General features: G+C 69.1%; 19 protein-coding genes and 2 pseudogenes. 9 read left to right on the forward strand and 12 right to left on the reverse strand.

Features of this window, described 5'->3' with window-relative positions; translation table 11 throughout:
* Positions 1-117 precede the first annotated feature (117 nt).
* Both ACIBK5_RS40770 and ACIBK5_RS40775 read left to right on the forward strand, forming a co-directional pair.
* Entirely contained in the window at positions 118-240 is a 123-nt protein-coding gene (locus tag ACIBK5_RS40770; protein WP_399028076.1) for a hypothetical protein, read from the forward strand.
* Positions 237-1,523: a hypothetical protein gene (locus tag ACIBK5_RS40775; protein WP_399028078.1), complete on the forward strand. Its 1,287-nt coding sequence runs from the start codon at positions 237-239 to the stop codon at positions 1,521-1,523. Before ACIBK5_RS40770 ends, ACIBK5_RS40775 begins: the two co-directional genes overlap by 4 nt.
* Before the next feature lie 195 nt (positions 1,524-1,718).
* On the opposite strand, the pseudogene ACIBK5_RS40780 reads toward ACIBK5_RS40775, so the two are convergent.
* Together ACIBK5_RS40780 and ACIBK5_RS40785 are read right to left on the reverse strand one after the other, a co-directional pair.
* Positions 1,719-2,753, reverse strand: a pseudogene (locus tag ACIBK5_RS40780) (PP2C family protein-serine/threonine phosphatase); the annotation flags it as partial.
* A gap of 1,035 nt (positions 2,754-3,788) precedes the next feature.
* Entirely contained in the window at positions 3,789-4,694 is a 906-nt protein-coding gene (locus ACIBK5_RS40785) for a LysR substrate-binding domain-containing protein (protein ID WP_399028080.1), read from the reverse strand.
* 74 nt (positions 4,695-4,768) lie between these two features.
* Here ACIBK5_RS40785 and ACIBK5_RS40790 point away from each other — a divergent pair, with 74 nt between their 5' ends.
* Genes ACIBK5_RS40790 through ACIBK5_RS40810 form a run of 5 tightly spaced genes read left to right on the forward strand, consistent with a single transcriptional unit; the run spans position 4,769 to position 8,730 of the window.
* Positions 4,769-5,434 carry an RraA family protein gene (locus tag ACIBK5_RS40790; RefSeq protein ID WP_388459246.1) on the forward strand — a complete coding sequence of 222 codons (666 nt, stop codon included), beginning with the start codon at positions 4,769-4,771 and terminating at the stop codon, positions 5,432-5,434.
* A complete protein-coding gene (locus tag ACIBK5_RS40795; protein ID WP_399028082.1) occupies positions 5,431-6,111 on the forward strand; it encodes an RraA family protein in 681 nt (226 codons plus the stop codon). The genes ACIBK5_RS40790 and ACIBK5_RS40795 overlap by 4 nt, the downstream gene beginning before the upstream one ends.
* Positions 6,108-6,722 carry an RraA family protein gene (locus ACIBK5_RS40800; RefSeq protein WP_399028084.1) on the forward strand — a complete coding sequence of 205 codons (615 nt, stop codon included), beginning with the start codon at positions 6,108-6,110 and terminating at the stop codon, positions 6,720-6,722. The genes ACIBK5_RS40795 and ACIBK5_RS40800 overlap by 4 nt, the downstream gene beginning before the upstream one ends.
* Positions 6,719-7,912: an aminotransferase class I/II-fold pyridoxal phosphate-dependent enzyme gene (locus ACIBK5_RS40805; RefSeq protein ID WP_399028086.1), complete on the forward strand. Its 1,194-nt coding sequence runs from the start codon at positions 6,719-6,721 to the stop codon at positions 7,910-7,912. The genes ACIBK5_RS40800 and ACIBK5_RS40805 overlap by 4 nt, the downstream gene beginning before the upstream one ends.
* Complete coding sequence (locus ACIBK5_RS40810) at positions 7,909-8,730, forward strand: alpha/beta fold hydrolase (protein ID WP_399028088.1); 822 nt, start codon at positions 7,909-7,911, stop codon at positions 8,728-8,730. Before ACIBK5_RS40805 ends, ACIBK5_RS40810 begins: the two co-directional genes overlap by 4 nt.
* 329 nt (positions 8,731-9,059) lie before the next feature.
* Here the strand turns inward: ACIBK5_RS40810 and ACIBK5_RS40815 are convergent, their stop codons facing one another.
* The 8 genes and pseudogenes from ACIBK5_RS40815 to ACIBK5_RS40850 all read right to left on the reverse strand — a co-directional run bounded on the left by ACIBK5_RS40815 (position 9,060) and on the right by ACIBK5_RS40850 (position 16,760).
* Positions 9,060-9,884: an HpcH/HpaI aldolase/citrate lyase family protein gene (locus tag ACIBK5_RS40815; RefSeq protein ID WP_399028090.1), complete on the reverse strand. Its 825-nt coding sequence runs from the start codon at positions 9,882-9,884 to the stop codon at positions 9,060-9,062.
* Positions 9,881-10,750 carry a hypothetical protein gene (locus tag ACIBK5_RS40820; protein WP_399028092.1) on the reverse strand — a complete coding sequence of 290 codons (870 nt, stop codon included), beginning with the start codon at positions 10,748-10,750 and terminating at the stop codon, positions 9,881-9,883. The genes ACIBK5_RS40815 and ACIBK5_RS40820 overlap by 4 nt, the downstream gene beginning before the upstream one ends.
* Before the next feature lie 42 nt (positions 10,751-10,792).
* Positions 10,793-12,154, reverse strand: a complete 1,362-nt coding sequence (locus ACIBK5_RS40825; protein ID WP_399028094.1) for an MFS transporter — start codon at positions 12,152-12,154, stop codon at positions 10,793-10,795.
* A gap of 47 nt (positions 12,155-12,201) precedes the next feature.
* Positions 12,202-13,668, reverse strand: a complete 1,467-nt coding sequence (locus tag ACIBK5_RS40830) for an aldehyde dehydrogenase (RefSeq protein WP_399028096.1) — start codon at positions 13,666-13,668, stop codon at positions 12,202-12,204.
* A 15-nt stretch (positions 13,669-13,683) separates the two neighbouring features.
* The gene (locus ACIBK5_RS40835) at positions 13,684-14,277 is read right to left on the reverse strand and encodes a thiamine pyrophosphate-dependent enzyme (RefSeq protein ID WP_376647776.1); all 594 of its coding nucleotides are present in this window, start codon (positions 14,275-14,277) and stop codon (positions 13,684-13,686) included.
* Positions 14,277-14,813: a phosphonopyruvate decarboxylase gene (locus tag ACIBK5_RS40840; protein WP_399028098.1), complete on the reverse strand. Its 537-nt coding sequence runs from the start codon at positions 14,811-14,813 to the stop codon at positions 14,277-14,279. Before ACIBK5_RS40840 ends, ACIBK5_RS40835 begins: the two co-directional genes overlap by 1 nt.
* A gap of 143 nt (positions 14,814-14,956) precedes the next feature.
* Positions 14,957-15,769, reverse strand: a pseudogene (locus ACIBK5_RS40845) (alpha/beta fold hydrolase).
* A gap of 37 nt (positions 15,770-15,806) precedes the next feature.
* Complete coding sequence (locus ACIBK5_RS40850) at positions 15,807-16,760, reverse strand: LysR family transcriptional regulator (protein WP_399028100.1); 954 nt, start codon at positions 16,758-16,760, stop codon at positions 15,807-15,809.
* 130 nt (positions 16,761-16,890) lie between these two features.
* Here ACIBK5_RS40850 and ACIBK5_RS40855 point away from each other — a divergent pair, with 130 nt between their 5' ends.
* Together ACIBK5_RS40855 and ACIBK5_RS40860 are read left to right on the forward strand one after the other, a co-directional pair.
* Positions 16,891-18,090, forward strand: a complete 1,200-nt coding sequence (locus ACIBK5_RS40855) for a CaiB/BaiF CoA transferase family protein (RefSeq protein WP_399028102.1) — start codon at positions 16,891-16,893, stop codon at positions 18,088-18,090.
* Positions 18,091-18,134: 44 nt separating this feature from the next.
* On the forward strand, positions 18,135-19,304 hold the full coding sequence (locus ACIBK5_RS40860; RefSeq protein WP_399028104.1) for an acyl-CoA dehydrogenase family protein: 1,170 nt from the start codon (positions 18,135-18,137) through the stop codon (positions 19,302-19,304).
* Between the two features lie 453 nt (positions 19,305-19,757).
* Here the strand turns inward: ACIBK5_RS40860 and ACIBK5_RS40865 are convergent, their stop codons facing one another.
* The gene (locus tag ACIBK5_RS40865) at positions 19,758-20,357 is read right to left on the reverse strand and encodes a hypothetical protein (protein ID WP_399028106.1); all 600 of its coding nucleotides are present in this window, start codon (positions 20,355-20,357) and stop codon (positions 19,758-19,760) included.
* 1,258 nt (positions 20,358-21,615) lie between these two features.
* The gene (locus ACIBK5_RS40870) at positions 21,616-22,857 is read right to left on the reverse strand and encodes a hypothetical protein (protein WP_399028108.1); all 1,242 of its coding nucleotides are present in this window, start codon (positions 22,855-22,857) and stop codon (positions 21,616-21,618) included.
* Positions 22,858-22,970 lie beyond the last annotated feature (113 nt).

Raw genomic sequence — 22,970 nt, forward strand, 5'->3', positions numbered from 1 at the left:
GCCGTTCGCCGTCGCTTCGCAGGGGTCCGCGATAGTCTGCGTTCCGGCTGTTGCGCCGTGGCTGTGCGGCGCACCCGGCGTCAGCTGGGGACGACCGAGAGACATACGAGGAGAATCGTGGAGCACGGCGATGCGCGAGCTCGCTGCGAGGAGCCGACGGCCCAGTGCGACGAGGGCGGGATGATGACCCGTCCTGTCTTCATCGTCAAGGACGCCGGCGCCGCCGAGCACCGCCGATGACCGCCGGCGTTCCGCCGCTCGACGACGTCACAGGAGCGCGCCAGGAGCTGACCGTCGTGCTGCCCGTACGGCTGCTGCGCGTCCCCGAGTGGTCCGAAGGGCCCTTCCCCTTCGACATGGGCAACCGCAGCACCGACGCCCGGATCCGGTCGACGTACTTCACTCCCGCTTCCGCCCGTGCGCTGTACGGGGCGCCGGGAAAACCCTGCCGCTGGCACCTGCCGCTCGACGTCAAGCACGACGGCATGCGTCTGCTCGGTATGGAACTGCTCCGCGCGGCCACGGCCCGCAAGCCCCAACACGCGCTCGCCGTTCTGCACTTCACGGTGGAAAGGCCCCTGCTGCCCGTGGTGCGGGCCCTGGCCGGGCGGCTACCGCGTGAAGCCGACGCACCGCTCTCCGGACCGTTCGACCCGGCCCGGCTGCTCGACGGGGTCGCCGACCTTCGCGCGGCCGACGCGCCGTCCTTCGACGCCCGGCCCTACACCATCGCCTTCCTGAGCCCTGCGGCGCAGCACACCCCGGCCCTTCGCGCCGGCCTCGAAGGTGAACTGCCCGCCACCGCGGACCGTTGGCTGTGGCATTTGGCGTCACGCTCCACTCCGGAGGACTTCCCCCTGCCGCCGGAGACCGCTGGTGAGCAGCTCAAGGACACGGTCAGGATCTCGGCGGACTGGAGCGCCCTGGTACTGCGTCAAGGGACCGCTTTCCTCGGCCACCGGACAGACACAGGGGAGGGTGACTTCTTCACCTACGGTGCGCTGCACTCCCGTACCGTCTATCTCGACGCTCTGCTCCTAGGGGCTTTGCAACGCGATCACATCGACGAGCTCACCGACGAGCTCTCCGAGATATTCGTCTCACCCCAGCCGGCACGTCGCCTCTCGGCATTGGAGAGGAACATCGCGGTCTTCCGCAGCACCTACTGGCGGCAGCACCTCACCGCCCACGGCACGGCGAACGATCTGTTGCTCGCCTTCCAGAACCAGCACCGGCTGCCCGTGAGATTCAACGAGATCCTCGCCGAAGCAGCCGACTACAGCAGGCTCGTGCAGACGCAGGAGAGCCAGCAAATCAGCGGAGCGCTGGGCGTCCTGACCATTCTCGGCCTGCCTCTCGGTACGGCGCTCGGCATCCTGCAGGTCCTCGACGACCATTCCGTGGCACACCTGTACATCGCGCTCGCCCTCTCGATCGCCGTCACAGCGGCAGTACTCACCACCCGGTACGGGCGCCTGGTCCTGTCGTCACTACGTGGCAGGGAAGGCAAACCAAGGCCGTAGGGGGTCCCGTTGCATACGGTCGCCGGGCCTTCCGCGCGGGAGGGGAGTCGACGTGGGTGGCGGGGCCTTGGAGGCGGGGCCAGGGGCCGTGGATCACGGCTGGGTCATGGACGCCAAGGTGGGGCGGCTGTCGTCAGGGCAGTGGCTGTTCGGTCCAGATGATCTTGCCGTCGGAGGTGTAGCGGGTCCCCAGCGTGCGGTGAGCTGGGCGACGAGGAGAACCACGTCGTCGCTCGGGCGGGTGGGCAGCAGGGCGTCGAGGACCGCCTCGCAGGTGACCTCCAGGGACCGGCCGGCGCAGGCCAGGACGGTACGGAGCTGGTCCAGGCCGGTGTCGATGTCCTGGTGCCGGTCCTCGACGAGGCCGTCGGTGTAGAGGACCAGCTGGCTGCCCTCGGCCAGTTCCCAGCTCGACCGTCTCGAAGGGCATGCCGCCGAGGCCGGGCGGCGATCTCGAGGGCAGGTCGACGAAGTCCACGTCACCGTCGGGGCCGACGATCGCGGGCATGGGGTGCCCGGCGCGGGTGAGGGTGCAGTGCTGGGACGCCGGGTCGTAGACGGCGTACAGGCAGGTCGCGCCGATGACGCTGGAGTCCTGGTGGGTGATTTTCACCGCCCAGCCCTCGCCCCGGTCGAGACGTGCGACCAGGTTGTCGAGGTGGGTGAGGAGGCCGTCCGGGGCAGGTCCAGGGAGCAGAAGTTGTCGACGGCGGTGCACAGCCGGCCCATGGTCGCGGCGGCGTGCAGACCGTGGCCGACGACGTCCCCGACGACCAGTGCGACGCGGGCGCCGGAGATCGGGATCACGTCGAACCAGTCACCGCCTACCCCCGCCTGCGCGGACAGGTAGCGGTACGCGACCTCGACCGCGCTCTGGTCGGGGCGGCCTCGGGGCAGCAGGCTGCGCTGCAGGGCGAGGGCGGTGTTGTGTTCGCGGGTGTAGCGGCGGGCGTTGTCGATGCAGATCGTCGCGCGGCCGACCAGTTCCTGGGCCAGGGACAGGTCGTCGTCTTCGAACGGGGCCGGCTGCTCGGAGCGGTAGAAGCTGACGACCCCGAGGGTCACGCCGCGTGCTCGCAGGGGCACCGTGATCAGGGAGTGGATGCCCGCCACCAATGCCCGTTCGAGCCGTGCGAGGTCCTGGGCGAGCCAGCCGCCTGCCTCGGCGAGGACGGGTTCGAGCACCGACCGACCGGTCTCCTAGCTGCGCGCCTGGGGTGCGGAGGCGACCTACTGGACCGGGCCGCTGTACTTCGGGGTGGTCGATCGGCACCTTCAACGACAGTTCCACGTTGGCGTTCGGTACGCGTCCAGTGGCTTTGCCGGTCAGGTTGGCGGAGCTGACCAGACAGCGGCCGTCAGCACGGTAGAGCTTGGCGTGGAGAGACGGACACAAGGCAATGGAAATGCGTTCGTCACCCTTGGCAGCTTCGATGATCTCCGGGTCGGAGACCCCGGCGGCTAGCTCCGCCGGGGCCCAGCTCGTGACACACGTGATCTTCGGGACGGCGTGAAGTTCCTCCTCCAGCTCGACGCACACCAAGCAGCGTTTCAACCTGCAGATACTGCGGTGTTGCAGCGTGCGGACTGCACCAACTCGTAAGCACACCCGGCAACTTCGTTTGCGACCGATCCGGGTCGGCGCAGGTCAGCGGGACTCCAGTGACTAGACCGAGGCCCTAGCGTTCTCGATGGATTGCAGAGGGCCCGACTTCATCGGGTGCGCCAGCCGGTCAGCCCGAAAGCCCACAAGCGCGCCTGCCGAGCCAATGGGCCCTGCTGGGGCACTTGGCTGTGGCAACCTTCCGTTCCGGAGAGGAGGGATGTGCTGTGCGTCATGACGCTCGTTTGACGCTCTGGGCTCCTGCAGACGGGATAACGAGCCGAGAAATGGCCTCTGACCTGGCCCTTTCCGAGACCTGCTCAATCCGATAGCTTTTCGATGACTCATCATGTGGAGTGTGTGGCGATTTTGGAGCCTGCCGCGAAGGGCGCCTGACCTGCGTCTTTCTCTGGCGCGCTCGGCCCTTGACGGTGCGTACGGACCTGTTTCCGGGTGCGCATGACGTGGAGCCTGTCAGGTGACTGACGAGCGCCTTTGACCTGCGGTTAGTGCATAGGCATGTTGGATGAGGGATCCGTGGCCTGATCTTCGCGGGGACGGCGAGAAGTCATTTCGACGCTCATCTGACGCTGATCCTGACGGGACGTCAGCGCATTTGCCCGTTGCTGTCGGGACGGGTGCTCTCGAGGGTCCGTCCGCAGTCAGTTGTGCGGTGGCGGTGCCTGTGCTGTGGTCAGTCGTGTCGCCAGGGCGGTGAGGCGTTCGGCCAACGCGCCGGGGTGGGATCTCGTCATGGCGGTGAGTTCGATGGTCGCCGTAGCGTGGCGGAGTGGTCTGAACCGGACGGCGGGGTGTGACGCGGACGCGGTGGCAGGCACGACGGTGACGCCGAGGCCGCATTCGACCATGGCGATCTGTGAGGTCACCGACCGTGCCCAGTGGTTGGGGACGGGGCTGAAGCCGGCTGCTCGGCACAGGGCCGCCATGGCGTCGTGGTAGTCCGGCGAGATATGGCGGTGCAGCCATACCCACGGAGCGCCCGCAAGGTCCGCCAGGTCCAGCGATCCGGAGGCTTCGGCGGCTGGATGGCGGACCGGCAGGGCGGCGACGAACCGGTCGGCGTAGAGCGAGGTTGCCGTAGTGCCGCGGACGGGGGCGGTCTGGCGCACGATCGCCCAGTCGAGCGAGCGGTCGAGGAGCCCTGCCGCGGCCTCGTGGGTGTCGATCTCCTGAGTGCGGATCTCGACGTCCGGCAGAGCCTCGTGGAACCGCTCCAGTACGAGCGGCAAAGGCCAGGAGAAGGCCGAGGCGACGGCGCCCAGGCTCAGTCGTCCGCCGCGCCCGGTGGCGGCCTGTCGGGCGGCGGTCTCGGCTTCCTCGGCCTGCCGGATCAGGGTGCGGCAGTGGTCCAGGAACACGGCTCCGGCGGGGCTGAGGGCGGCCGACCGCTGGGTACGGTGCAGCAGTTGACAGCCGAGCTGCTGTTCAAGCTGCTTGATCGCCTGGGACAGCGGTGGCTGGGACATATGCAACCGCTGCGCCGCGCGGCCGAAGTGGAGTTCTTCGGCGACCGCGACGAAATAGCGGGCCTGCCGGATCCCGACCATGATTCGCTCAACCTCTTATTGATAGAGGAAATCAGACCTTCCGAATATAGCTGGTGGCTGTTGAAGTGGAAGCCATGAGCAACTCATCTCTCCTGGACCGCTTCGCGGCGCTCGACTCCGCCGCGGTCAGCGACGCGCTCGACCAGCTCGGGCTTCCTCCCGGAGTCGGTGGCGTCCGTCCGGTGTGGGGCCCCGCGGCAGTGGTGGGATTCGCCGTCACCGTGGGCCTCGAACCGCGCGCCGAAGGCCCGGCCGGAGCCCACATCGCCACCACGGCCATCGAGAACGCGGACGACCGGAGCGTGATCGTCGTCGACAACCAGGGCCGTACCGACGTGTCGTGCTGGGGCGGCATCCTGAGCCTGGGCGCTTCCCTTCGTGGTGTGCGCGGCGTCGTCGCCGACGGCGTGTGCCGCGACGTGGCGGAGGCCCGTGAGCTGGACTTCCCTGTGTTCTCGCGGGGGGCGATCCCGGCCACGGCGCGGGGCAGGCTGCAGCAGCGCTCCACCGGCGAGCCGGTAGGCGTCGCCGGGCTCACGGTCGCGCAGGGCGACGTCGTCCTTGCCGACGAGACCGGACTCGTCGTCGTCCCGCGGGACCGGGCCGAGGAAGTGGCCGAGATCGCCACCGCGACCGTCGCCCGGGAGCGCGCCATCGCGGACGAGGTGCGCGCGGGCGCGCCCCTCTCCCAGGCCATGCACGACGCCCGCCTCGCCGGAGAGAAGGAGTCGGTCCGATGAGTGACCCCACCGCCACCTCGAACCTCGTCACCGACCTGTCCACCGCGTCGGTCTCCGACGCCCTCGACTCACTCGGGCTCCCCGGCTCACTCCACGGCATCGGCGCGCTGCGCCAGGGCCAGCGGACGGTTGGACCGGTCTTCACCGTCACCTACGAACCGGTCGACGAGGCCGGCGGCACGGTGGGCGACTTCCTGGACGACGTCCCCGCCGGCGCGGTGATCCTGATCGACAACGCCGGCCGCACCGACTGCACGGTGTGGGGCGGAATCATGAGCCAGGCCGCACACGCGCGCGGCATCGCGGGCACCGTCATCCACGGCACCTGCCGAGACGTCGCCATCGCGACCGACGTCGACTACCCGATCTGGTCGGTCTCCCGGTTCATGCGCACCGGCAAGGACCGCGTCCGGGTGTCCGCGGTGCAGACGGCCGTCACCGTCGACGGCGTCCTCATCCGTCCCGGTGACATCCTCGTGGCCGACGACGACGGCGCCGTGGCCGTCCCGGCCGCCCGCTGGGACGAGGTCGCGGACATCGCCCGCCGTATCGATGGAGTGGAAGAGGTCATCGTCGAGGCCGTCCGCGACGGCGCCACACTCGCCGAGGCGCGTGCGCGGCACGGCTACCACTCGCTTCAGACCCCGAAGGACCAGCCCCGGAAGGACCCCTCGTGAGCACGCACGACCTCGCCCGCGGCCACTCCAGCGCGACCCTGTCCGAGGCGTCCGGACTGCCCGTGGCCCTGTCCCCCCAGATCCGGTCGCTGTGGGCCGGTGCCCGGCTGTGCGGCCCGGCGTTCACCGTGCAGGGCGCCGGCGGCGACAACCTCGCCCTGCACCACGCCGTACTGCGGGCCCGGTCCGGGTCGGTCCTGGTCGCCGACCTCGGCGGCGCCCGCTTCGGCCACTGGGGCGAGATCCTCACGGTGGCCGCCCAGAAGCGCGGGATCGCGGGCCTGCTCATCGACGGCGGCGTCCGCGACGCGGCCGAGACAGAAGCGCTCGGCTTCCCCATCTTCTCGCGCAACAACTCCATCCTCGGCACCCGCAAGGACTTCCGCGGCGTTCTCGGGCGCCCCGTCAAGGTCGGTGGCGTCACGGTCCACACCGGCGACCTCGTCGTCGGCGACGTCGACGGAGTCGTGACCCTCCCGGCGTCCGATACCGAGCGGATCCTCGACCGCGCCGACGCGCGCGCGGCCTACGAGAACGAGCTGATGAAGCAGCTTCGGGAAGGCCGCAGCACCCTTGACCTGTACAACAACTTCGAAGCTGCCGGGCGGTGACGACACCGATGACGGACAACCCGATCTTCGCTGTGGCCGCCCGGGCGGAAGCGCTACGGGCTCAGGGCGCGGACGTCATCACGCTCGCCGCCGGTGAACCCCAGGCGGCCAGCAGTGCCGCGGTGGTGGAGGCAGCCGTGGCCGCGGTCCGCGACCCCGCCACCCACCACTACGGGACGGCCCAGGGCGACCCGGCCCTGCGCGCGCTTGTCGCCACCACCGTCGCCGGTGCCACGAGGCTCCCCTGGAGCGCGGACGATGTGCAGATCGCCCTCGGAGCGAAGCACGCACTCTTCCTCGCCGTCCAGGCCCTGATCGACGCCGGTGATGAGGTCCTGGTCGCCGCGCCCGGCTGGCCCGGGCACGCCGAGGTCGTCACCGCCGCCGGCGGTGTCGCCGTCCCGGTCGCCACCGACGAGGCGTTCCGGCTCTCGGCCGAGGCTCTCGACAGCTGCCGTGGCCCGCGCACCCGGGCGGTGATCCTTTCCAGCCCCGGCAACCCCAGTGGCGCCGTCCATCCCGAGGCCCGGCTGAGGGAGATCGCCGACTGGGCGCAGCAGCACGGCATCTGGGTCATCTGCGACGACATCTACCGGGCGTTCGACTACACGGGGACCTACCAGGCGGTCCTGCGGGTGGCTCCGCGGCTGCGTGGCCATACCGCCGTCGTCGGCGGAGTGTCCAAGGGACACGCCATGACCGGCTGGCGCGTCGGCTGGCTCGCGGCGCCGCCGGAGGTCATCGCCTCGGCGCGACGGCACGTGTCCCGCACCATCACCCATGTCCCGACGGTCAACCAGCGGGCCGCCCTCGCCGCCCTGGGCGACACCGGCACCCCTGTCGAGGCCGCACGCGACTACCGCCGCCGGCGCGCGCTGCTGGTGGAAGCGCTGAACGGGATCGACGGCATCGACTGCCCACTGCCCGACGGCGGCATGTTCGCTTTCCCCGACGTCAGCGGACTGCTCCGCGACCGCGGCTGGACCAGCAGCGCCGACCTCGCCGCGTGGCTCCTCGACACGGTCCATCTCGCGGTCGTACCCGGCGAGGCGTTCAACGCCCCCGGACACATCCGGGTGTGCTTCGCTGTCGACGACGACACGCTGATCACCGCGATCGAGCGACTGCGGACCGCCTTCGGATCCACGGTGCATGAGACGGCCGCACAACAGCTGGAGGAGGTCCGATGAGCCCGGTGCGGAAGCTCGAACGCTTCACGCTCCCGCTGACCGTCGGCGCGACCCGCGTCGAGGTGTCCGGCCTCCACCGCGGTGGGACCGGCACGCCCCTGGTCTTCCTGCACGGCTTCGGCTCGACGAAGGAGGACTACGCGGATGTCGTCCACCAGACCGCGCTGGCCGACCGGCCCGTACTGGCCTACGACGCGCCCGGCTGCGGCGACAGCACCTGCGCGGACCTCGGCGCCGTCTCCATCCCCTTCCTCGTCTCCGTCGCCGAACGGGTCCTGGAGGCTCGGCAGATCGACCGGTTCCACGTCGTCGGGCACTCGATGGGCGGCCTGACCGCACTCATGCTCGCCGACGGCGACCCCGGCAGGGTCGCGAGCTTCACCAACATCGAGGGCAACGTCGCACCCGAGGACTGCTTCCTCAGCCGCCAGATCGTCACCCACGCCCACGACGATCCCGACGAGTTCCTGGCCCGGTTCGCCGAACGTGTCGGCGGCTCCCGCTTCTACGGTGGCGCCCTGTACGCGTCGAGCCTTCCCCACAAGGTCCGGGCCGCAGCGGTCAAAGCCATCTTCGAGTCCATGGTCGACCTCTCCGACCACGGCAAGCTGCTCGACCGGTTCCTCGGGCTTCCCGCGCCGAAGCTGTTCATGTACGGGGAGCAGAACTGCACGCTGTCCTACCTCCCCGCCCTGGCCGAAGGCGGCGTGGAGCTCGCCGAGATCGAGCACTGCGCCCATTTCCCGATGTACTCCAACCCGCCGCAGATGTGGGCCCGTATCGCGGACCTCGTCTCACGCGCGGACGCCGACGCCTGACGGCTCGGGCCTCGGGACGACGTCGGCTGTACGGGCGGCGACGTCCAGCCGCCACAGACCGCCACTGCGCGAACCGCGACGACCCCGTCGACTTCACCGTCGACGGGGCCGTCGCGTCGGGCCGGAGCCCTGAGGGAAAAGGGTCCGGCCCGACAGCCTCCGCCTCGTGAGCAACCCGGCAGCCCAGCAGCGTGCGGTTCCCGGCCACCAGGCCACGGTCAGCCCTACGAGCGAGGCGGCGCAAGCGCACGCGAACCCCACTGACTCCACCGCCGTGGCCGGGCACGCGCGTCGCCCTGCGCCGCACCCTGCTCGGAGCACCGGCCCCGTCAGGCTGCGGTGTGCGGTCCGTGTGGTCCGTGGGCCAGTGCAAGGACGTGTCGTGCGCGTTCCAGCACCGGCTTGTCGACCATCTGCCCGTCGACCGTGGTGACCGAGTCCCCGGCGCCGAGGACCGCGCGTGCCCACCGCACTTCCTCGGCCGACGGGGCGAACCCTTCGGTCACGGGGAGGAGTTGGTACGGATGGACGCAGAGTTTGCCCGTGAAGCCCAGCCGTCGGGCGTGGGCGATGTCGGCGGAGAGCGTGTCCATGTCCCGTACGGCGGTGGTGACGCCGTCGACGGGCGGGGAGATGTCTGCCGCGGCCGAGGCGACGACCAGTCTGGAGCGTACGTGGGCCAGGGCCGTGTGATCGTCCTGTGCGATGCCGAGTTGGGCGGCCAGGTCGACGTTGCCGAAGGCGGCACGGGCGACGCCGGGTGTGGCGCACACCTCGCGCGCCCGTTCCACGCCCAGTGCGGTCTCGACGAGTGGGACGAGGTCGCACCGGCCGGCCGTCCGGGCAGCCAAGTCGGCCAGTACGGCGGAGTCCTCCGCCTTGGGCACCATGACCGGGCAGCCGTGGTCGGCCGCCACACGCAGGTCGGCCTCGGACCACGGGGTCCCAGGCGCGTTGATCCGTACGATCGCGCGGTTGCCGAGGGCGAGCCAGGCTGCGGCGTTGTCGCGGGCGCGGTCCTTCTCCTCGGCGGCGACCGCGTCCTCAAGGTCGATGATCACCACGTCGGCGCCGGAGGAGGCGGCCTTGTCGAAGCGGTCGGGACGGTGTCCCGGCACGAAGAGGAGGCTGCGAGCGGAGCGGATCGGGGTCATGCGAAGGTCACCTCCCCCTCGGCGTGTCGTTCCTCCCGATGGGTGGAGACGCGCAGTTCGGCGCGGTCGCCCCGGGGCGTGCCGCAGGCCACGAGGTGTTCGCCGGCGAACACCGGCCGACGCAGCCGGTACGACAGGGAGCGCACCTGCCGGTCGGGGGCGTGACGGCGGGCGAGTTCCAGCATCAGCAGAGCCAGCAGGGGGCCGTGGACGACGAGTCCGGGGTAACCCTCCTCGTCCCGGCAGTACGGGGCGTCGTAGTGGATGCGGTGGGCGTTCGCGGTCAGGGCGCTGAATCGGAAGAGCAGGGCAGGGTCAGGGCGCAGGGGAAGCTGCCACGGCTCGCCCTCGTTGGCGCGGGCCAACTCGTCGACGACGGACGGGTGTTGTCCGGCGCTGCGTCCGGATCGGTAGACGATGTCCTGCTCCTCCACGAGGCAGGTCCGCCCGCGCTGGCGAAACTCGCGGCGCTCGGTGACGAACAGCATCTCCCCGGTGCTTCCCCGCTTGGCGGTCACGGAAGCGAGGGAGCTGACCCGTTCGGCGAGTTCGCCGAGGCGGAGCGGCTCGGTGATCGTGCAGCGGCCGCCGGCCCACATGCGCTGCCGGTGGGGTAGGGGCGGCAGGAAACGGCCGTTCGACGGGTGGCCGTCGGCGCCGAGTTCCTGCCCGGCGGGCCAGTTCAGGAAGTAGAGCCACTGCCACAGCGGGGGGAGCGGTTCGCCGGCCTTGTGGGCGGGGTCGGGCAGGTTCAGGACGGCCGACAGGGCCGCCGCCGGGCCGGCGCCCAGCGGGTCCTCCTCCTCGACCGGCCCCGGAGTCCACGACTCCACGTAGGTGCTGAGCGGGGGTGGGGTGGGCTGCATCGTCCTTCTGTCCTTGAGGTCTTGCGTGCGGCTGGGCTGTGGTCAGGTGAGCGGTGCTGTCTTTGGCAGGGGACGCGAGGCGGGGGTCTCGGCCTCCAGAAGCGACGTGCGGGACGGCTCGGGTACGAGGAGAGTGGCCAGGAAGGTCAGCGCGATGCACCCGGTGACGTACCAGAAGAAGACCATTTCGTGGCCGCTGTTCTTCAGACCCAGCGCGATGGGTTCCGTCATCCCGCCGAAGGTGGCGGTGACCAGGGCGTGCGGGAGGCCGACGCCCAGGGCCCGGACCTTGGTGGGGAACATCTCCGCCTTGATGACGGCGGCCAGAGCCGAGTAGCAGCTCACGATGGTGAGGGCGATCGTCATCAGCAGGAAGGCGATCCACGGATTACCGGTGTGGCCGAGGACGGTCATGATCGGGACGGTGAGCAGCATGCCGCCGACGGAGAAGACGAACATCACCGGGCGACGTCCGACGCGGTCGGACAGATGGCCGGCCACCGGCTGGAGCACCATGTACACGAACAGGGCGGCGAAGCCGATGACGGAGACCGTCGACTTGGGGATGCCCGCCGTGTTCACCAGGTACTTCTGCAGGTATGTGGTGTAGGTGTAGAAGGCGACGGTGCCGCCGATGGCCAGCCCGAACACGGCGATCAGCTCGCGCGGGTACTCGGCGAACAGAGCCCGCACCCCCTTGCGCTCCTTGACGGCCGGATCCTGTACGGCGGCTTTCGCCTGTTCCTCCTGGAAGTGCCGCGACTCCTCCATGGCGCGGCGCAGGTACATCACGACCAGACCGGAGACAGCGCCGATCACGAAGGGGATACGCCAGCCCCAGCTCTGCAACTGCTCCTCGGTCAGCAGGTTCTGCAGCACGATCATCACGAGCAGCGCGGCGAGCTGGCCGAGCACGATGGACACGTACTGGAAGCTGGAGTAGAAGCCCCGTCGGCCGGGCGGGGCGATCTCGGCGAGGTAGGAGGCGCTGGAGCCGAACTCGCCGCCGACGGAAAGCCCTTGGGTGAGCCTGGCCAGCACCAGGAGAGCCGGTGCCCAGAGACCGATGGCGTCGTGGGAGGGGGTGAACGCGATGGTCAGCGAGCCGATGCTCATGAGTGTGACCGACAGGGTCAGCGCCCGGCGGCGGCCGTGCCGGTCGGCGTATGCGCCGAGCAGCCAGCCGCCGAGCGGACGCATCAGAAACCCGACGGCGAAGACGACTGCTGTGGACAGGAGTTGGGCCGTCGAGTTGCCCTTGGGGAAGAACACGGACGCGAAGTAGACGCTGAAGGTGGCGTAGACGAACCAGTCGTACCACTCGACGAGGTTGCCCAGACAGCCGCGTATGACGTTGGCGGTGACCCGGGTCGGTGCGGGGACGGGGGTGCTGGACTGCGACATGGGAAGCTCCGTTGCTCTTGTCGCCGGGGAGAGTCCTTGGGGGCCTTTCAGCGCAGGACGAACGGATTGCCGGTGGCCGCGCCGGTGTTGATCCAGACGCTCTTGTCCTCCAGGTACGCCGCGATGGCGCCGATGCCGTTCTCGCGGCCGATGCCGGAGTCCTTGAAACCGCCGAAGGGCGTCAGGTAGCTGACCGCGCGGTAGGTGTTGACCCAGACGGTGCCGGAGCGGATGCGGTCGGCCATGCGGAAGGCGCGGCCGATGTCGCTGGTCCAGACGCCGGCGCCGAGGCCGAAGCGGCTGTCGTTGGCGAGGGTGACGGCCTCGGCCTCGTCGTGGAAGGGGATCACGGCGAGGACGGGACCGAAGACCTCCTCCTGGGCGATGCGCATGCTGTTGCGTACGCCGGTGAAGACGGTCGGCTCGACGAACCGGCCTCCGCCGTTCGCGGCCTTGCCGCCGAGGGCGAGCCGGGCGCCTTCGCGCTGCGCGATGTCGATGTAGTCGAGGACCTTGGCGTACTGGGCCGGAGTGGTGATGGGTCCGACCTGCGTGGCCTCGTCCATGGGGTCGCCCATCCGGGCGGTGCGTGCGAGGTCGACCAGGTGGCCCACGACCTCGTCGTGCACGCGCTGCTGCACCAAGAGCCGTGAGCCGGCGATGCAGGTCTGTCCAGTGGCGGCGAAGATGCCGGAGACGGCGCCGTTGACGGCGGCGTCCAGGTCGGCGTCGGCGAAGACGATGTTGGGCGACTTGCCGCCGAGTTCGAGGCTGACGCGCTTGAAGTCGCGTGCGGCGGCCTGGTTGATACGGCGGCCGGTGGCGTCCGAGCCGGTGAACGTGATCTTGCGAACGAGAGGGTGCTCAACGAGCGCGGTGCCGACGTCCTGGCCGAAGCCGGTGACGACATTGACCACGCCGGGCGGCAGTCCCGCCTCGTGGAGGAGCCGGACCAGTTCGAGGGTGGAGGCGGAGGTGAACTCCGACGGTTTGACCACCACCGTGCAGCCGGCGGCCAGGGCCGGGGCGATCTTCCAGGCCAGCAGCAACAGCGGGGAGTTCCACGGTGTGATGACCGCGACGACCCCGACGGGCTCCTTCTTCGTGTAGGCGAAGTAGCCCTTCTTGTCCAACGGGGGGACGGTGCCCTCGACCTTGTCGGCGAGGCCGCCGTAGTAGTGGAACCACTGGGGCAAGTAGGTCAGTTGGCCGTACATCTCCGTGAACAGCTTGCCGTTGTCGCGGACTTCGGTCTCCGCGAGGCGGCGGGCGTTCGCGGCGAGGGTGTCGCCGAGCCGCCGGAGCAGCGAGCCGCGGGCGCTGGCGGTGAGCTCGGCCCAGGGTCCGCTGTGCAGCGCGTGGTGGGCGGCTCGGACGGCGTCGTCGACGTCTTCCGTGGTGCCCCTGGCGATCTCGGCCCATGGGGTGCCCAGGTAGGGGTTGTCGGTGGGGAACCATTCGCCTCCGCCGGGCTTCCGGCTCTCCCCGTCGATGAACATCTCGTAGCGCTGCATGGCGAGTCCCGTCGGCTAGAAGGTGCTCAGGCCGAGTGCGGCGCGGAAGGAGTTCTTGTTGGCGACGCCGTCGCGGGGCGGCAGAGCGCGCGGCGGCTCGTCGGTGGTGATCAGCACCTGTGCGTACGTCGTCGCCGCACGCGCCTTGATCCGCAGGGCGAGGTCTTCCGTCCGGCCGAGGTCGGTGATCCGCACGGCATCGCGGATGCCGAAGCCCTGGGCGACGGCCACGAGGTCGGTGCCGAGCCCGGTGTGGCTGGGCTGCATACCGGTCTCGCCGAAGTGGGCGTTGTCCAGCACCACAACCGTCAGGTTGTGCGGGAGTACGGCCCCGATGGTGGCCAAGGCGCCGATGCCCATGAGGTGTTCGCCGTCGCCGGTGATGGCGACGACCGGGTGGTCCGGCCGGGCCAAGGCGAGGCCGAGGGCGAGTGGGGCGGCGGCGCCCATCGCGCCCCAGAGGTAGAAGGTGCCGGGGCGGTCACCGGCGGCGAACACGTCGTAGCTGGGCGAGCCGAGGCCGGTGACGATCAGGGCGTCCTCGGGGAGGCGGCCGATCAGGTCGGCGACGAAGCGGCGCCGGTCGAGGCGGGGGAGAGTGACGGTCATCAGTTGCGCTCCCACTTCTTGCGGCCGATCAGCTTCTGTCCAAGGAGCACGGCGACGCGCTCACCGGCCTCGAACGCCGAGTCCAGGGCGGCCTCGACGGTCTCCGCGACGTCCGTAGGGTCGTCGGCCCGTAGGACGGTGATGCCCATGAGTTCCAGGGCCTGCTGGGTGGTGCGGCCCATGGGGCCCTGCCACGGGTTGAACTCGGCGTACTCGCCGCGCATCGTCACCAGCGTGAGGAAGGGGAACCGGGCCATCTCCAGCAGCGAGAACATGTTGACGCAGTTGCCGACGCCGCTGCTCTGCATCAGCAGCACCGCCCGCTGACCGCCCAGCCACGCCCCGCTGACCACGGCGACGCCCTCTTCCTCGGTGGTCAGCACCACGTCATGGATGGCGGGGTCGCGTCGGGCCTCACGGATGGTGTGGGAGTGACCGGAGTCGGGGACGTAGGCGATCTGCTGGACTCCGCGCTTCTTCAGCGCGGTGAACACGTCCTCCTGCCAGGAGGGTGCCGGGGCATGTGTCTGGCTCATCCGTAGCGACTCCGCTGATCGGTCGGCTCGAGGTGCCACACATCATGGGCGCTGATGGATGAGGTTGGACAATAGAAAGGTGTGATGCCCGCATGCCTCGCTCGCATAGCGGGGAGCCGCGGGCCCGATGACCCGTGGTTCGGCTACGACCATGCGTCTTCGCCGAGGAACGCCTCGACGAGCGGACCGGCCTCCGTGCGGCACTCCTCGAAATAGGCGTGGCGGGCGCCCGGAAACAGATGCGTCCGGGCGTCGGGGATGCGGGCAGCGAGCAGGGAGAGGTTGTCCGGCGGAGTGAGCCGGTCCTGGTCGCCGTGCAGGATCAGCGTGGGGGCGGTGATGAGGAAGAGGGCGTCCCAGGCATCGTGCCCGTTACTGGCGACCAGATGGCCGTGGCGGACGTGCGGGGGCATGCCGGGATCGCCGAGGGTGGTGTGAGGGCCGGGGTGGGTGGCGCGCCAGGCGGGGGAGTACATCAGGTCGGTCAGCGCCTGCCGGGCGGCGTCCGGGTCCGGCTGGGCCAGGGCCCGTCGTACGGACCTGTCGCGCTCGACGGCGTGCGGGCCGCCGGGCGAGGTGCAGCCCAGCACGAGCCGCCGCACACGGTCCGGATGGTGGGCGGCCACCCACTGGGCCACGCGTCCGCCCATGGAGGTGCCGTAGACGTCGGCCCGCTCGACGCCCGCGTGATCAAGGACGGCGATGACGTCCTCGGCGAACTGCTGTGTGGAGTACGGCCCTTGGGGCTTGCCGCTGTCGCCGGTGCCGCGCTGGTCGAGGGGGATGATGGAGTGCGTGGCGTGGAAGTCCCCGCGTACGGCGTCCCATCAGTGGTGGTTGTTCGCCTGCCCGGCCAGGAGGACGAGCGGATATCCGCAGCCCTGGCGCTGGTAGGACAGCGCGATGCCGTCCTGGGCGCGGGCGATGGCGGTCGACCGGGGGCCGGTGTCGTTCATGGAGGTTCCTTCGATGGTGTTCTCGGGATGCTGCGCGTCACTCGTCCTCGGCGGCAGCGTGAGTCACCTGGATCCGGGCGGACGGCCATTTGCCCTGGGCCACCGCCGAGTTGATCCTGCGGACCAACTCTCGCGCGACGACCTCCACGGCGGGCGGGGTGCGCCCGGACCGCGGAGTGCCGAGGACGATCGACCGCCACACGTCGGGCTCGCTCAGCGGCGCGGCGCTCAGGACGCCTTGTGCCACATCCTCGGCGATGCCGATGCCTGGCAGGACGGTCCAGCCGTGTCCCGCCTGGACGAGCTGCTTCTGCACCCGCATGGAGTTGGTCTGTACGACGACGTCGAGGGTGGATCCGGCGCGCACCGCCGCCGCGTCGATCAGCCGGCGCAGCGCATGCCCTGAGGCGGGCATGACGAGCGGATGCCCCGCCGCCTCCGTGAACGGCACCGGACGGTCGGCACGCAGGCCGGCCGAAGGCGGAGCGACCGCCCACAGACGCTCGCGTACCAGCGGGTGGGCATTGAGCGAGGGCGTGCTGTCCAGGTTGTAGAGCAGGGTCAGATCCAGGTCGCCGTCGTCGAGCCACTGCTGGAGGTGCCCCGAGTAGGCGGTCATCAGTCGAAGTTCGACGCCGGGATGGCTGCGGGCGACGGCGGTCACCAGCGGCTCGGAAAGCAGGTCACTGGTGCTTTCCAACAGGCCGACGGTGACGATGCCGGAGACCTCGCCCGGGGCCGGTTGCACCTCGGCGCGAGCCCGCTCCAGCTCGTTCAGGGCCCGCCGGGCACGGTCGACCATGATCTCGCCCGCCTCGGTGGGCCGCATGCCCGTCCCGGTCCGCTCGAAGAGGTCGACGCCGAGTTCCTGTTCCAGGGTGCGGATCTGCCGGGTCACCGCGGGCTGCACCAGATGCAGCAGCTCCGCGGCACGCGTGACGCTGCCCACCTCGGCGACCGTGACGATCGCCTTGAGCTGCTTGATGTCCAAGAGGGGGCCTTCCTTCCGCAGCCATCCGGTGTGCGCATGGGGGTATCACGCAATGTTATTTCACTGATATCACCATGAGCATTCATGATGGTAGCTCCGGTTCGGGACCCACATCCCCTGGAGGCCACCTATGACCGAGCCCACCGAAGCGCTGCCGCTGGCCGGCTTCACCGTCGTCAGCCTCGAACAGGCGGTGGCCGCCCCCTTCGCCACCCGCCAGCTGGCCGACCTCGGCGCCCGGGTCATCAAGGTGGAGCGGCCGGGCGGAGGTGACTTCGCCCGCCGCTACGACACCGCGGTGCACGGCGAGTCCAGCTACTTCGTGTGGCTCAACCGGTCCAAGGAGTCCGTCACGCTCGACCTGAAGTCGGACGCGGGAAGAGCCGTCCTGGAGCAACTCCTCGCAGACGCGGACGTGTTCGTGCAGAACATTGCCCCCGGCGCGGCCGCACGCATGGGCCTGGGCGCTGATGCGCTCGCCGAACGATTTCCCTCTCTCATCCCGTGTGCCATCTCGGGCTACGGTTCCAGCGGCCCGTGGGCCGACCGCAAGGCGTACGACCTGCTGGTGCAGTGCCAGACCGGCCTGGTCTCGCTCACCGGCAACGAGCACGGCTCCGCCCGTGTCGGAGTCTCGATCGCCGACATCGCCGCAGGCATGTACGCCTACTCCGGCATCCTCACCGCACTGCTCACCCGCGCCACCACCGGCATCGCCCGCGCCGTGGAGGTCTCGCTGTTCGAGGCACTGGCCGAGTGGATGAACCAACCCGCCTACTACACCCGCTTCGGCGGCACCCAGCCCCCGCGCCTCGGCACCCAGCACGCCACCATCGCCCCGTACGGCGCCTACACCGCCGCCGACGGCAAGGACGTGCTGTTCTCCGTCCAGAACGAGCGCGAATGGGCTGCTCTGTGTGACCGGTTCCTCGGTCTGCCAGGGCTCGCCGCCGATCCACGTTTCGCCAGCGGCTCCTCCCGGGTCGCCCACCGCGAGGAGCTGAACGCGATCGTGGCCGAGCGGTTCGGAGAGCTGGACGGCGACGAGGTGATGAAGCTGCTGGACGCGGCGGGCATCGCCAACGCCGGGGTGAACGACGTGACGGAGTTCCTGGAGCACCCGGTCCTCAGCGGCCGGGACCGCTGGCGGGACGTACGGATTCCCGGCGGAGCCACGGTGCGGGCGTTGCTGCCGCCGGCGGACCTGGCGGGCCTCGCGCCGCGTATGGATCCCGTCCCCGCGGCCGGCGAACACACCGAGACGGTCCTGGCCGAGCTGGGGTACGGCACGGCCGACATCGACAGCCTGAGGGCCGAACGCGTCATCTGAACCGCCCTTCGCCACCCGCTAGTTCAGCAAGGAGCCTCGCCCCCATGAGCACCCTCGACATCCTGTCCGAGGACGAGCAGTTCATCGTCCGTACGGTGCGCGACTTCGTCGACAAGGAGGTGAAACCGGTCGTCCGGGAACTGGAGCACGCGAACACCTACCCCGAGGCTCTGATCGAGCAGATGAAGCGGCTCGGCGTCTTCGGCCTCGCCGTCCCCGAGGAGTACGGCGGTACTCCCGTCTCCACCCCGTGCTATGTCCTGATCACCGAGGAACTGGCGCGCGGCTGGATGAGCCTGGCCGGCGCGATGGGCGGCCACACCGTGGTCGCCAAGCTGCTGTTGCACTTCGGGACCGAGGAGCAGAAGCGCCGGTACCTGCCCAGGATGGCCACCGGCGAGATCCGCGCGACCATGGCCCTGACCGAGCCGGGCGGCGGCTCCGACCTGCAGGCAATGTGCACGGTCGCCCGCAAGGACGGTGATCGCGGATACGTGGTCGACGGGGCGAAAACCTGGATCACCAACTCCCGCCGGTCCGGCCTGATCGCTCTGCTGTGCAAGACCGACCCGGACGCCACGCCGGTTCACCACGGCATCTCGATCCTGCTCGTGGAGCACGGTCCGGGGCTGACCGTCTCCCGTGACCTGCCCAAGCTCGGCTACAAGGGCGTGGAGAGCTGCGAGCTGTCCTTCGAGGACTACCGGGCCCCGGTCGATGCCGTACTCGGCGGGTGTGAGGGCAAGGGCTTCGCACAGATGATGAAGGGGCTGGAGACCGGCCGTCTCCAGGTCGCGGCCCGCGCCCTCGGCGTCGGCCGGGCGGCGTTCGAGGACTCCCTCGCCTACGCCCAGGAGCGGGAGTCGTTCGGCAAGCCGATCTGGAAGCACCAGTCGATCGGCAACTACCTGGCGGACATGGCGACTTCGCTCACAGCCGCCCGGCAGCTCACGCTGTACGCGGCCCGGGAGGCCGACGCCGGCCGCCGGGTGGACATGGAGGCGGGGATGGCGAAGCTGTTCGCCTCCGAGACCGCCATGCAGATCGCCCTCGACGCCGTGCGCATCCACGGCGGTTACGGCTACTCCACGGAGTTCGACGTCGAACGCTACTTCCGTGACGCCCCGCTGATGATCGTCGGCGAGGGCACCAACGAGATCCAGCGGAACGTCATCGCGAGCCAGCTCGTCAAGCGCGGTGGTCTGGACGCATGAGCCTGCTGTCTGAGCTGGGCGAGTACGAGGTGAGCGGGAGCTGGGGCCTGAGGAGGCCAAGGACGAGCTGCTCCGAGAACGAGCCCTGCGTCGGCGCCCGAAGGCGCTCGCCGTGTGCGAGGTGGTAGCGACCGTCCGCCGGAGGTATCGCGTACCGGCCGTGACGCTCATTTGACGCTCCGGACGTGCAACGATCCGTCGTGTGGCCTGGAGAGCCCTTCTGACCTGCTGTTTCTCTCGGCCTTGCCGACGTGACGCGTTTCCGATGACCCAGCACGTTGAGTGCGTCGCGATCCTTGAGCCTGCCGAAAAAGCTGGCTGACCTGCTGTTTTGGCGAGTGTGCGTTGTGTGCGTTACGGGCGATATCTTGGCGCATATCTGACGCACATGGGGCTCTTCTGACGGCCCGTCAGTTGATCATTCATTCGTCTGACAGGCCGTCAGGTATTTGTTCACTCGGTTGATGATTTGCCGGGTGCGGCCTGAGGATCTCTGCCTGCTGGCTTTGGGGCCGAGGATGGACCTCGGTTCGCGGCGGGCTTCATGGTGGCGAGGTACGGCTCAAGATCTGCGCGGCCGGGGTGCGGCGGCGTGGGCAGCTTCGGCGCCGAGGTCGCCTTCGTGAGCTGCTGAAGGTGGGCGTCTGCGAACGCGAGCCACTCCTCGATCTCGGCCCGTTCCTGCCCGGGTGGCAGGGATGCGGCGTGGTCGCGTACTGCTGTGACGAATTCGGTCAGGCGATTGGCTTCGTGCCACGCGTCTGCCTGCTTTTCGAGGCGCTCGACGCGATAGGCGTGGGCGAATGCGGCGTGGGCTTTGTGCAGGGCGTTTTCCCGGTTCTGTCGTGCCGCTTCCTGGGCTTGTTCGTCTGCGTGCCGACGTTGTTCCGCGGCTTCGCCTCGGAGGTCGACTTCCTGCGCGATTTCGGCGAGTTGGTCTTCCAGGAGGCGGCCGTCGAGGTCGGTCCATTCCCTGCCGCGGTGCGGGGTGCCGCCCCGGAGGATGAAACGCAGCCGGTTGGCGGGGGTGTAGTCGTAGCGGGGGATGCGCATCCATGTGTGCTTCTGGGCGTCGGCGCGTTCCTTGTCGGTGGGGATGTGTTTGCTGTGGTCGTGTTCCTGTAGGACGAGGATGTGGACGGATTCGTCTTGGGCGGTGATGGTGAAATGCGGTGGTGCCTGTCGGCGGTGGCGTGGCGGGGGAGTGTCTGGAGTGGGGCCGAGTGCGGTCGTGTGGCCGCATGGGGTTTGGTGAGCCTGGCGGGCACGGTGATGGGGGTGAGTTCGGTGAGCCGCCAGGCGGGGATGTCGACGAGCTTGATTTCGTAGCCGCTGTAGGACTGCTTTCCGCGCAGTTCCTGTGAGTGCGGGATCTTGCCGGACTGGCGTGCGGCGCTGATCCGCGATGCCCAGTTCACTGCGTGCGAGCCGGATTCGTTTGCCTTGACGAGGCGGTTGTTGTTGGCTGTCAGTTCTTCGAGGAGCTGGTCGGTGTAGTTCGTGCGGGTCTTCGGCGTGGTTTGGGGGCGTCGTGTCGCCAGATCCTCCGGCGCCTCAGGTGCTTCGGCGTCGTGGTCCCGTGGGCCGATACCGGTATCGGCGAGATACTGTCGTCCCTTATCGGTGAGCTCGGCGTTCCAATACCCACGCCGTTTGGTGACTTTGATCAGTCCTCGGCATTGCAGAGCCTGAGCGCTCACCTTGTACGTACTGTCCGGCCAAAACCCCGAGGGGCACCCTTGACTCACCCAGGAGAGTACGGCGTGCTGCCGCTCGTTCAGGTCCCCGCGCCCGCGGCCCTCCCACGGTTGTGCACCTGCGCTGCCCCGCTCACGATGCCCGTTCCCGTTACGGGAATTCAGGCAGGCTGAAGGACAGTGCTTCGTTCAGATGACATCTACGGGTGAGGGCCCGTGAGTTCGGCCGGTGTCGGGTACGGTGTCGGCGGCCGGGGCCGCTCGCCCGTGGAATGGGCGGGGCGGGCGGGCCTGTCACGGACCCTTCGGCGGTCCTCAGCGCGCGGCTTCGCACACCTAGACAACTCGTTGCCTTTTAGCGGCCCCCGATTGGCAAGTGCGATCATGCTGGTATCCAGCACTGGGAGTGCCCTGGTCTTCCCCAACGAACACCAGGGCTACAGTCTCTGCGTTGCCGCGCAGACCCCACTGTGGGATCTCAAATTCCGTGTCGGAATCTCACGGTCGGTGTCGGATGGAAGTCGGATCCGACACCATGCTGAGATTCGCCGGTCGCAGTAGGCAAGAGAGAGCGCGGTCAGTGGGTTGCTGCTTTTCTACGCTGGTGCCCACGTTCACTCGTTGGGGGACTCCGTTGCCAGCGGGATGCCGCACTGCAGGCAGCCGTTCGCGTGGTCGTCCCGGCAGACGTAGCCGATGGCACCATCCACGCACCATTCGGCGGCCTCCTCGGACAGCAGGTCGGGCCCGGCATGGAGCAGCCGACGAAGTTCCGTGGTGTCCGCAATGTCGACCGGGCGGTTGGTGAACCACTCGTCGAACCAAGGCTTGTCTCGGTGCACGTGCCAGTGCGCATTTTCCCGGTTGTCGACAGCCGTAGTGAACCGATCGACGATGCGCCCCCAACTCGGTGTTCCGAACCAGCCGTTGTCGGACGCGCAGAAGAATTCGATCAGGGTTCGCAGGCCGAACGTCTTCTCGCGAAGGCAGTACGCTCGCCCCCAAGCGATCGCGTCCTGTGCCATCTCCGCGAGTTCTTCGCGCGGATCAGCCTCGTGCGCCGGGTCGTCAGGATTGTGGCAGGCCAGCCCGAGCTCGAGAACAGACTGCCCGGTCGGTAGAACCCGGGACGGGTTGACGATCGCGAGACCGAGACCGATCCAGTCGACATGGTCGAACGACAGCATCGAGCGCACGAGTCGGGTGGTTGCCGTGTTGATCCGCATCATTGTGCCGTCGTGGAGCGGACTCTTCCCGGCATGCCAGTTCTCGACGGGTGTGTTGCGCCACACCGCGAGCGTGATGCGGGTGGCAGCGAGCCACAGCAGGGCGTCGTCGTCGAGGTGCCCGAACCGCTTGGCGCACTCCTGGGCGCCGTAGGTGATCAACTCTTCCGGTTTCGGCCACCTGTGGCTGTCGGGCCCTTCAGGCGCGTACTCGTAGTCGTCGGCGTACTCGTCGAGGATCGCGCTCAACTCGGCAGCGCTGTAAGCCTCGCTGTACTCGGAGCTGTCCGGCTCCTCGACGGTGTACATGTCGTGGTCCCAGGAGACGTACACGTCGCGCCAGAGCACTACGTCATCGCACTCGCCGGCGTTGTCCGTCACAACCGGCCTGATGGTGATCGGGGCAGTACGCCCGTCGGTTCGCTCGCCGTCCTTCTCGGCGGCCCATGCGGTGATGACCCCGAGCGGCTTCGGAAGGAGAGGACCGACCTCGGTGATGCTGAACGGCTCGTCGTCGTCATCGGTGTCGAACCGGCTGTTGACGAACGCGACCGCCTCGGAGGGCGTGCTGACGATGGACTGGCTACCACTCTCGTTGTCAACCACTCGCCACAACGGGCTGTTCTTCACGATGCTCTCCGATCGCGGTGAGTGCACCCGGGGCGGGTGCGATGCGCCGGGTCGCTCGGCACTGACTCCAATTATGGGCTGATCAACCCATCCGTAGTCCCGAAGACGCTTGT

The organism is Streptomyces sp. NPDC050546, from assembly GCF_044457425.1.
Taxonomy (GTDB): Bacteria; Actinomycetota; Actinomycetes; order Streptomycetales; family Streptomycetaceae; genus Streptomyces.

What these genes read in the sequence shown, in the direction of transcription:
- ACIBK5_RS40830 (WP_399028096.1), bottom strand. Translation starts at nt 13,668, where the DNA reads ATGCAGCGCTACGAGATGTTCATCGACGGGGAGAGCCGGAAGCCCGGC.
- ACIBK5_RS40860 (WP_399028104.1), top strand. Translation starts at nt 18,135, where the DNA reads ATGAGCACCCTCGACATCCTGTCCGAGGACGAGCAGTTCATCGTCCGT.
- ACIBK5_RS40785 (WP_399028080.1), bottom strand. Translation starts at nt 4,694, where the DNA reads ATGGTCGGGATCCGGCAGGCCCGCTATTTCGTCGCGGTCGCCGAAGAA.
- ACIBK5_RS40810 (WP_399028088.1), top strand. Translation starts at nt 7,909, where the DNA reads ATGAGCCCGGTGCGGAAGCTCGAACGCTTCACGCTCCCGCTGACCGTC.
- ACIBK5_RS40815 (WP_399028090.1), bottom strand. Translation starts at nt 9,884, where the DNA reads ATGACCCCGATCCGCTCCGCTCGCAGCCTCCTCTTCGTGCCGGGACAC.
- ACIBK5_RS40795 (WP_399028082.1), top strand. Translation starts at nt 5,431, where the DNA reads ATGAGTGACCCCACCGCCACCTCGAACCTCGTCACCGACCTGTCCACC.
- ACIBK5_RS40865 (WP_399028106.1), bottom strand. Translation starts at nt 20,357, where the DNA reads ATGCGCATCCCCCGCTACGACTACACCCCCGCCAACCGGCTGCGTTTC.
- ACIBK5_RS40835 (WP_376647776.1), bottom strand. Translation starts at nt 14,277, where the DNA reads ATGACCGTCACTCTCCCCCGCCTCGACCGGCGCCGCTTCGTCGCCGAC.
- ACIBK5_RS40840 (WP_399028098.1), bottom strand. Translation starts at nt 14,813, where the DNA reads ATGAGCCAGACACATGCCCCGGCACCCTCCTGGCAGGAGGACGTGTTC.
- ACIBK5_RS40790 (WP_388459246.1), top strand. Translation starts at nt 4,769, where the DNA reads ATGAGCAACTCATCTCTCCTGGACCGCTTCGCGGCGCTCGACTCCGCC.
- ACIBK5_RS40825 (WP_399028094.1), bottom strand. Translation starts at nt 12,154, where the DNA reads ATGTCGCAGTCCAGCACCCCCGTCCCCGCACCGACCCGGGTCACCGCC.
- ACIBK5_RS40855 (WP_399028102.1), top strand. Translation starts at nt 16,891, where the DNA reads ATGACCGAGCCCACCGAAGCGCTGCCGCTGGCCGGCTTCACCGTCGTC.
- ACIBK5_RS40775 (WP_399028078.1), top strand. Translation starts at nt 237, where the DNA reads ATGACCGCCGGCGTTCCGCCGCTCGACGACGTCACAGGAGCGCGCCAG.
- ACIBK5_RS40820 (WP_399028092.1), bottom strand. Translation starts at nt 10,750, where the DNA reads ATGCAGCCCACCCCACCCCCGCTCAGCACCTACGTGGAGTCGTGGACT.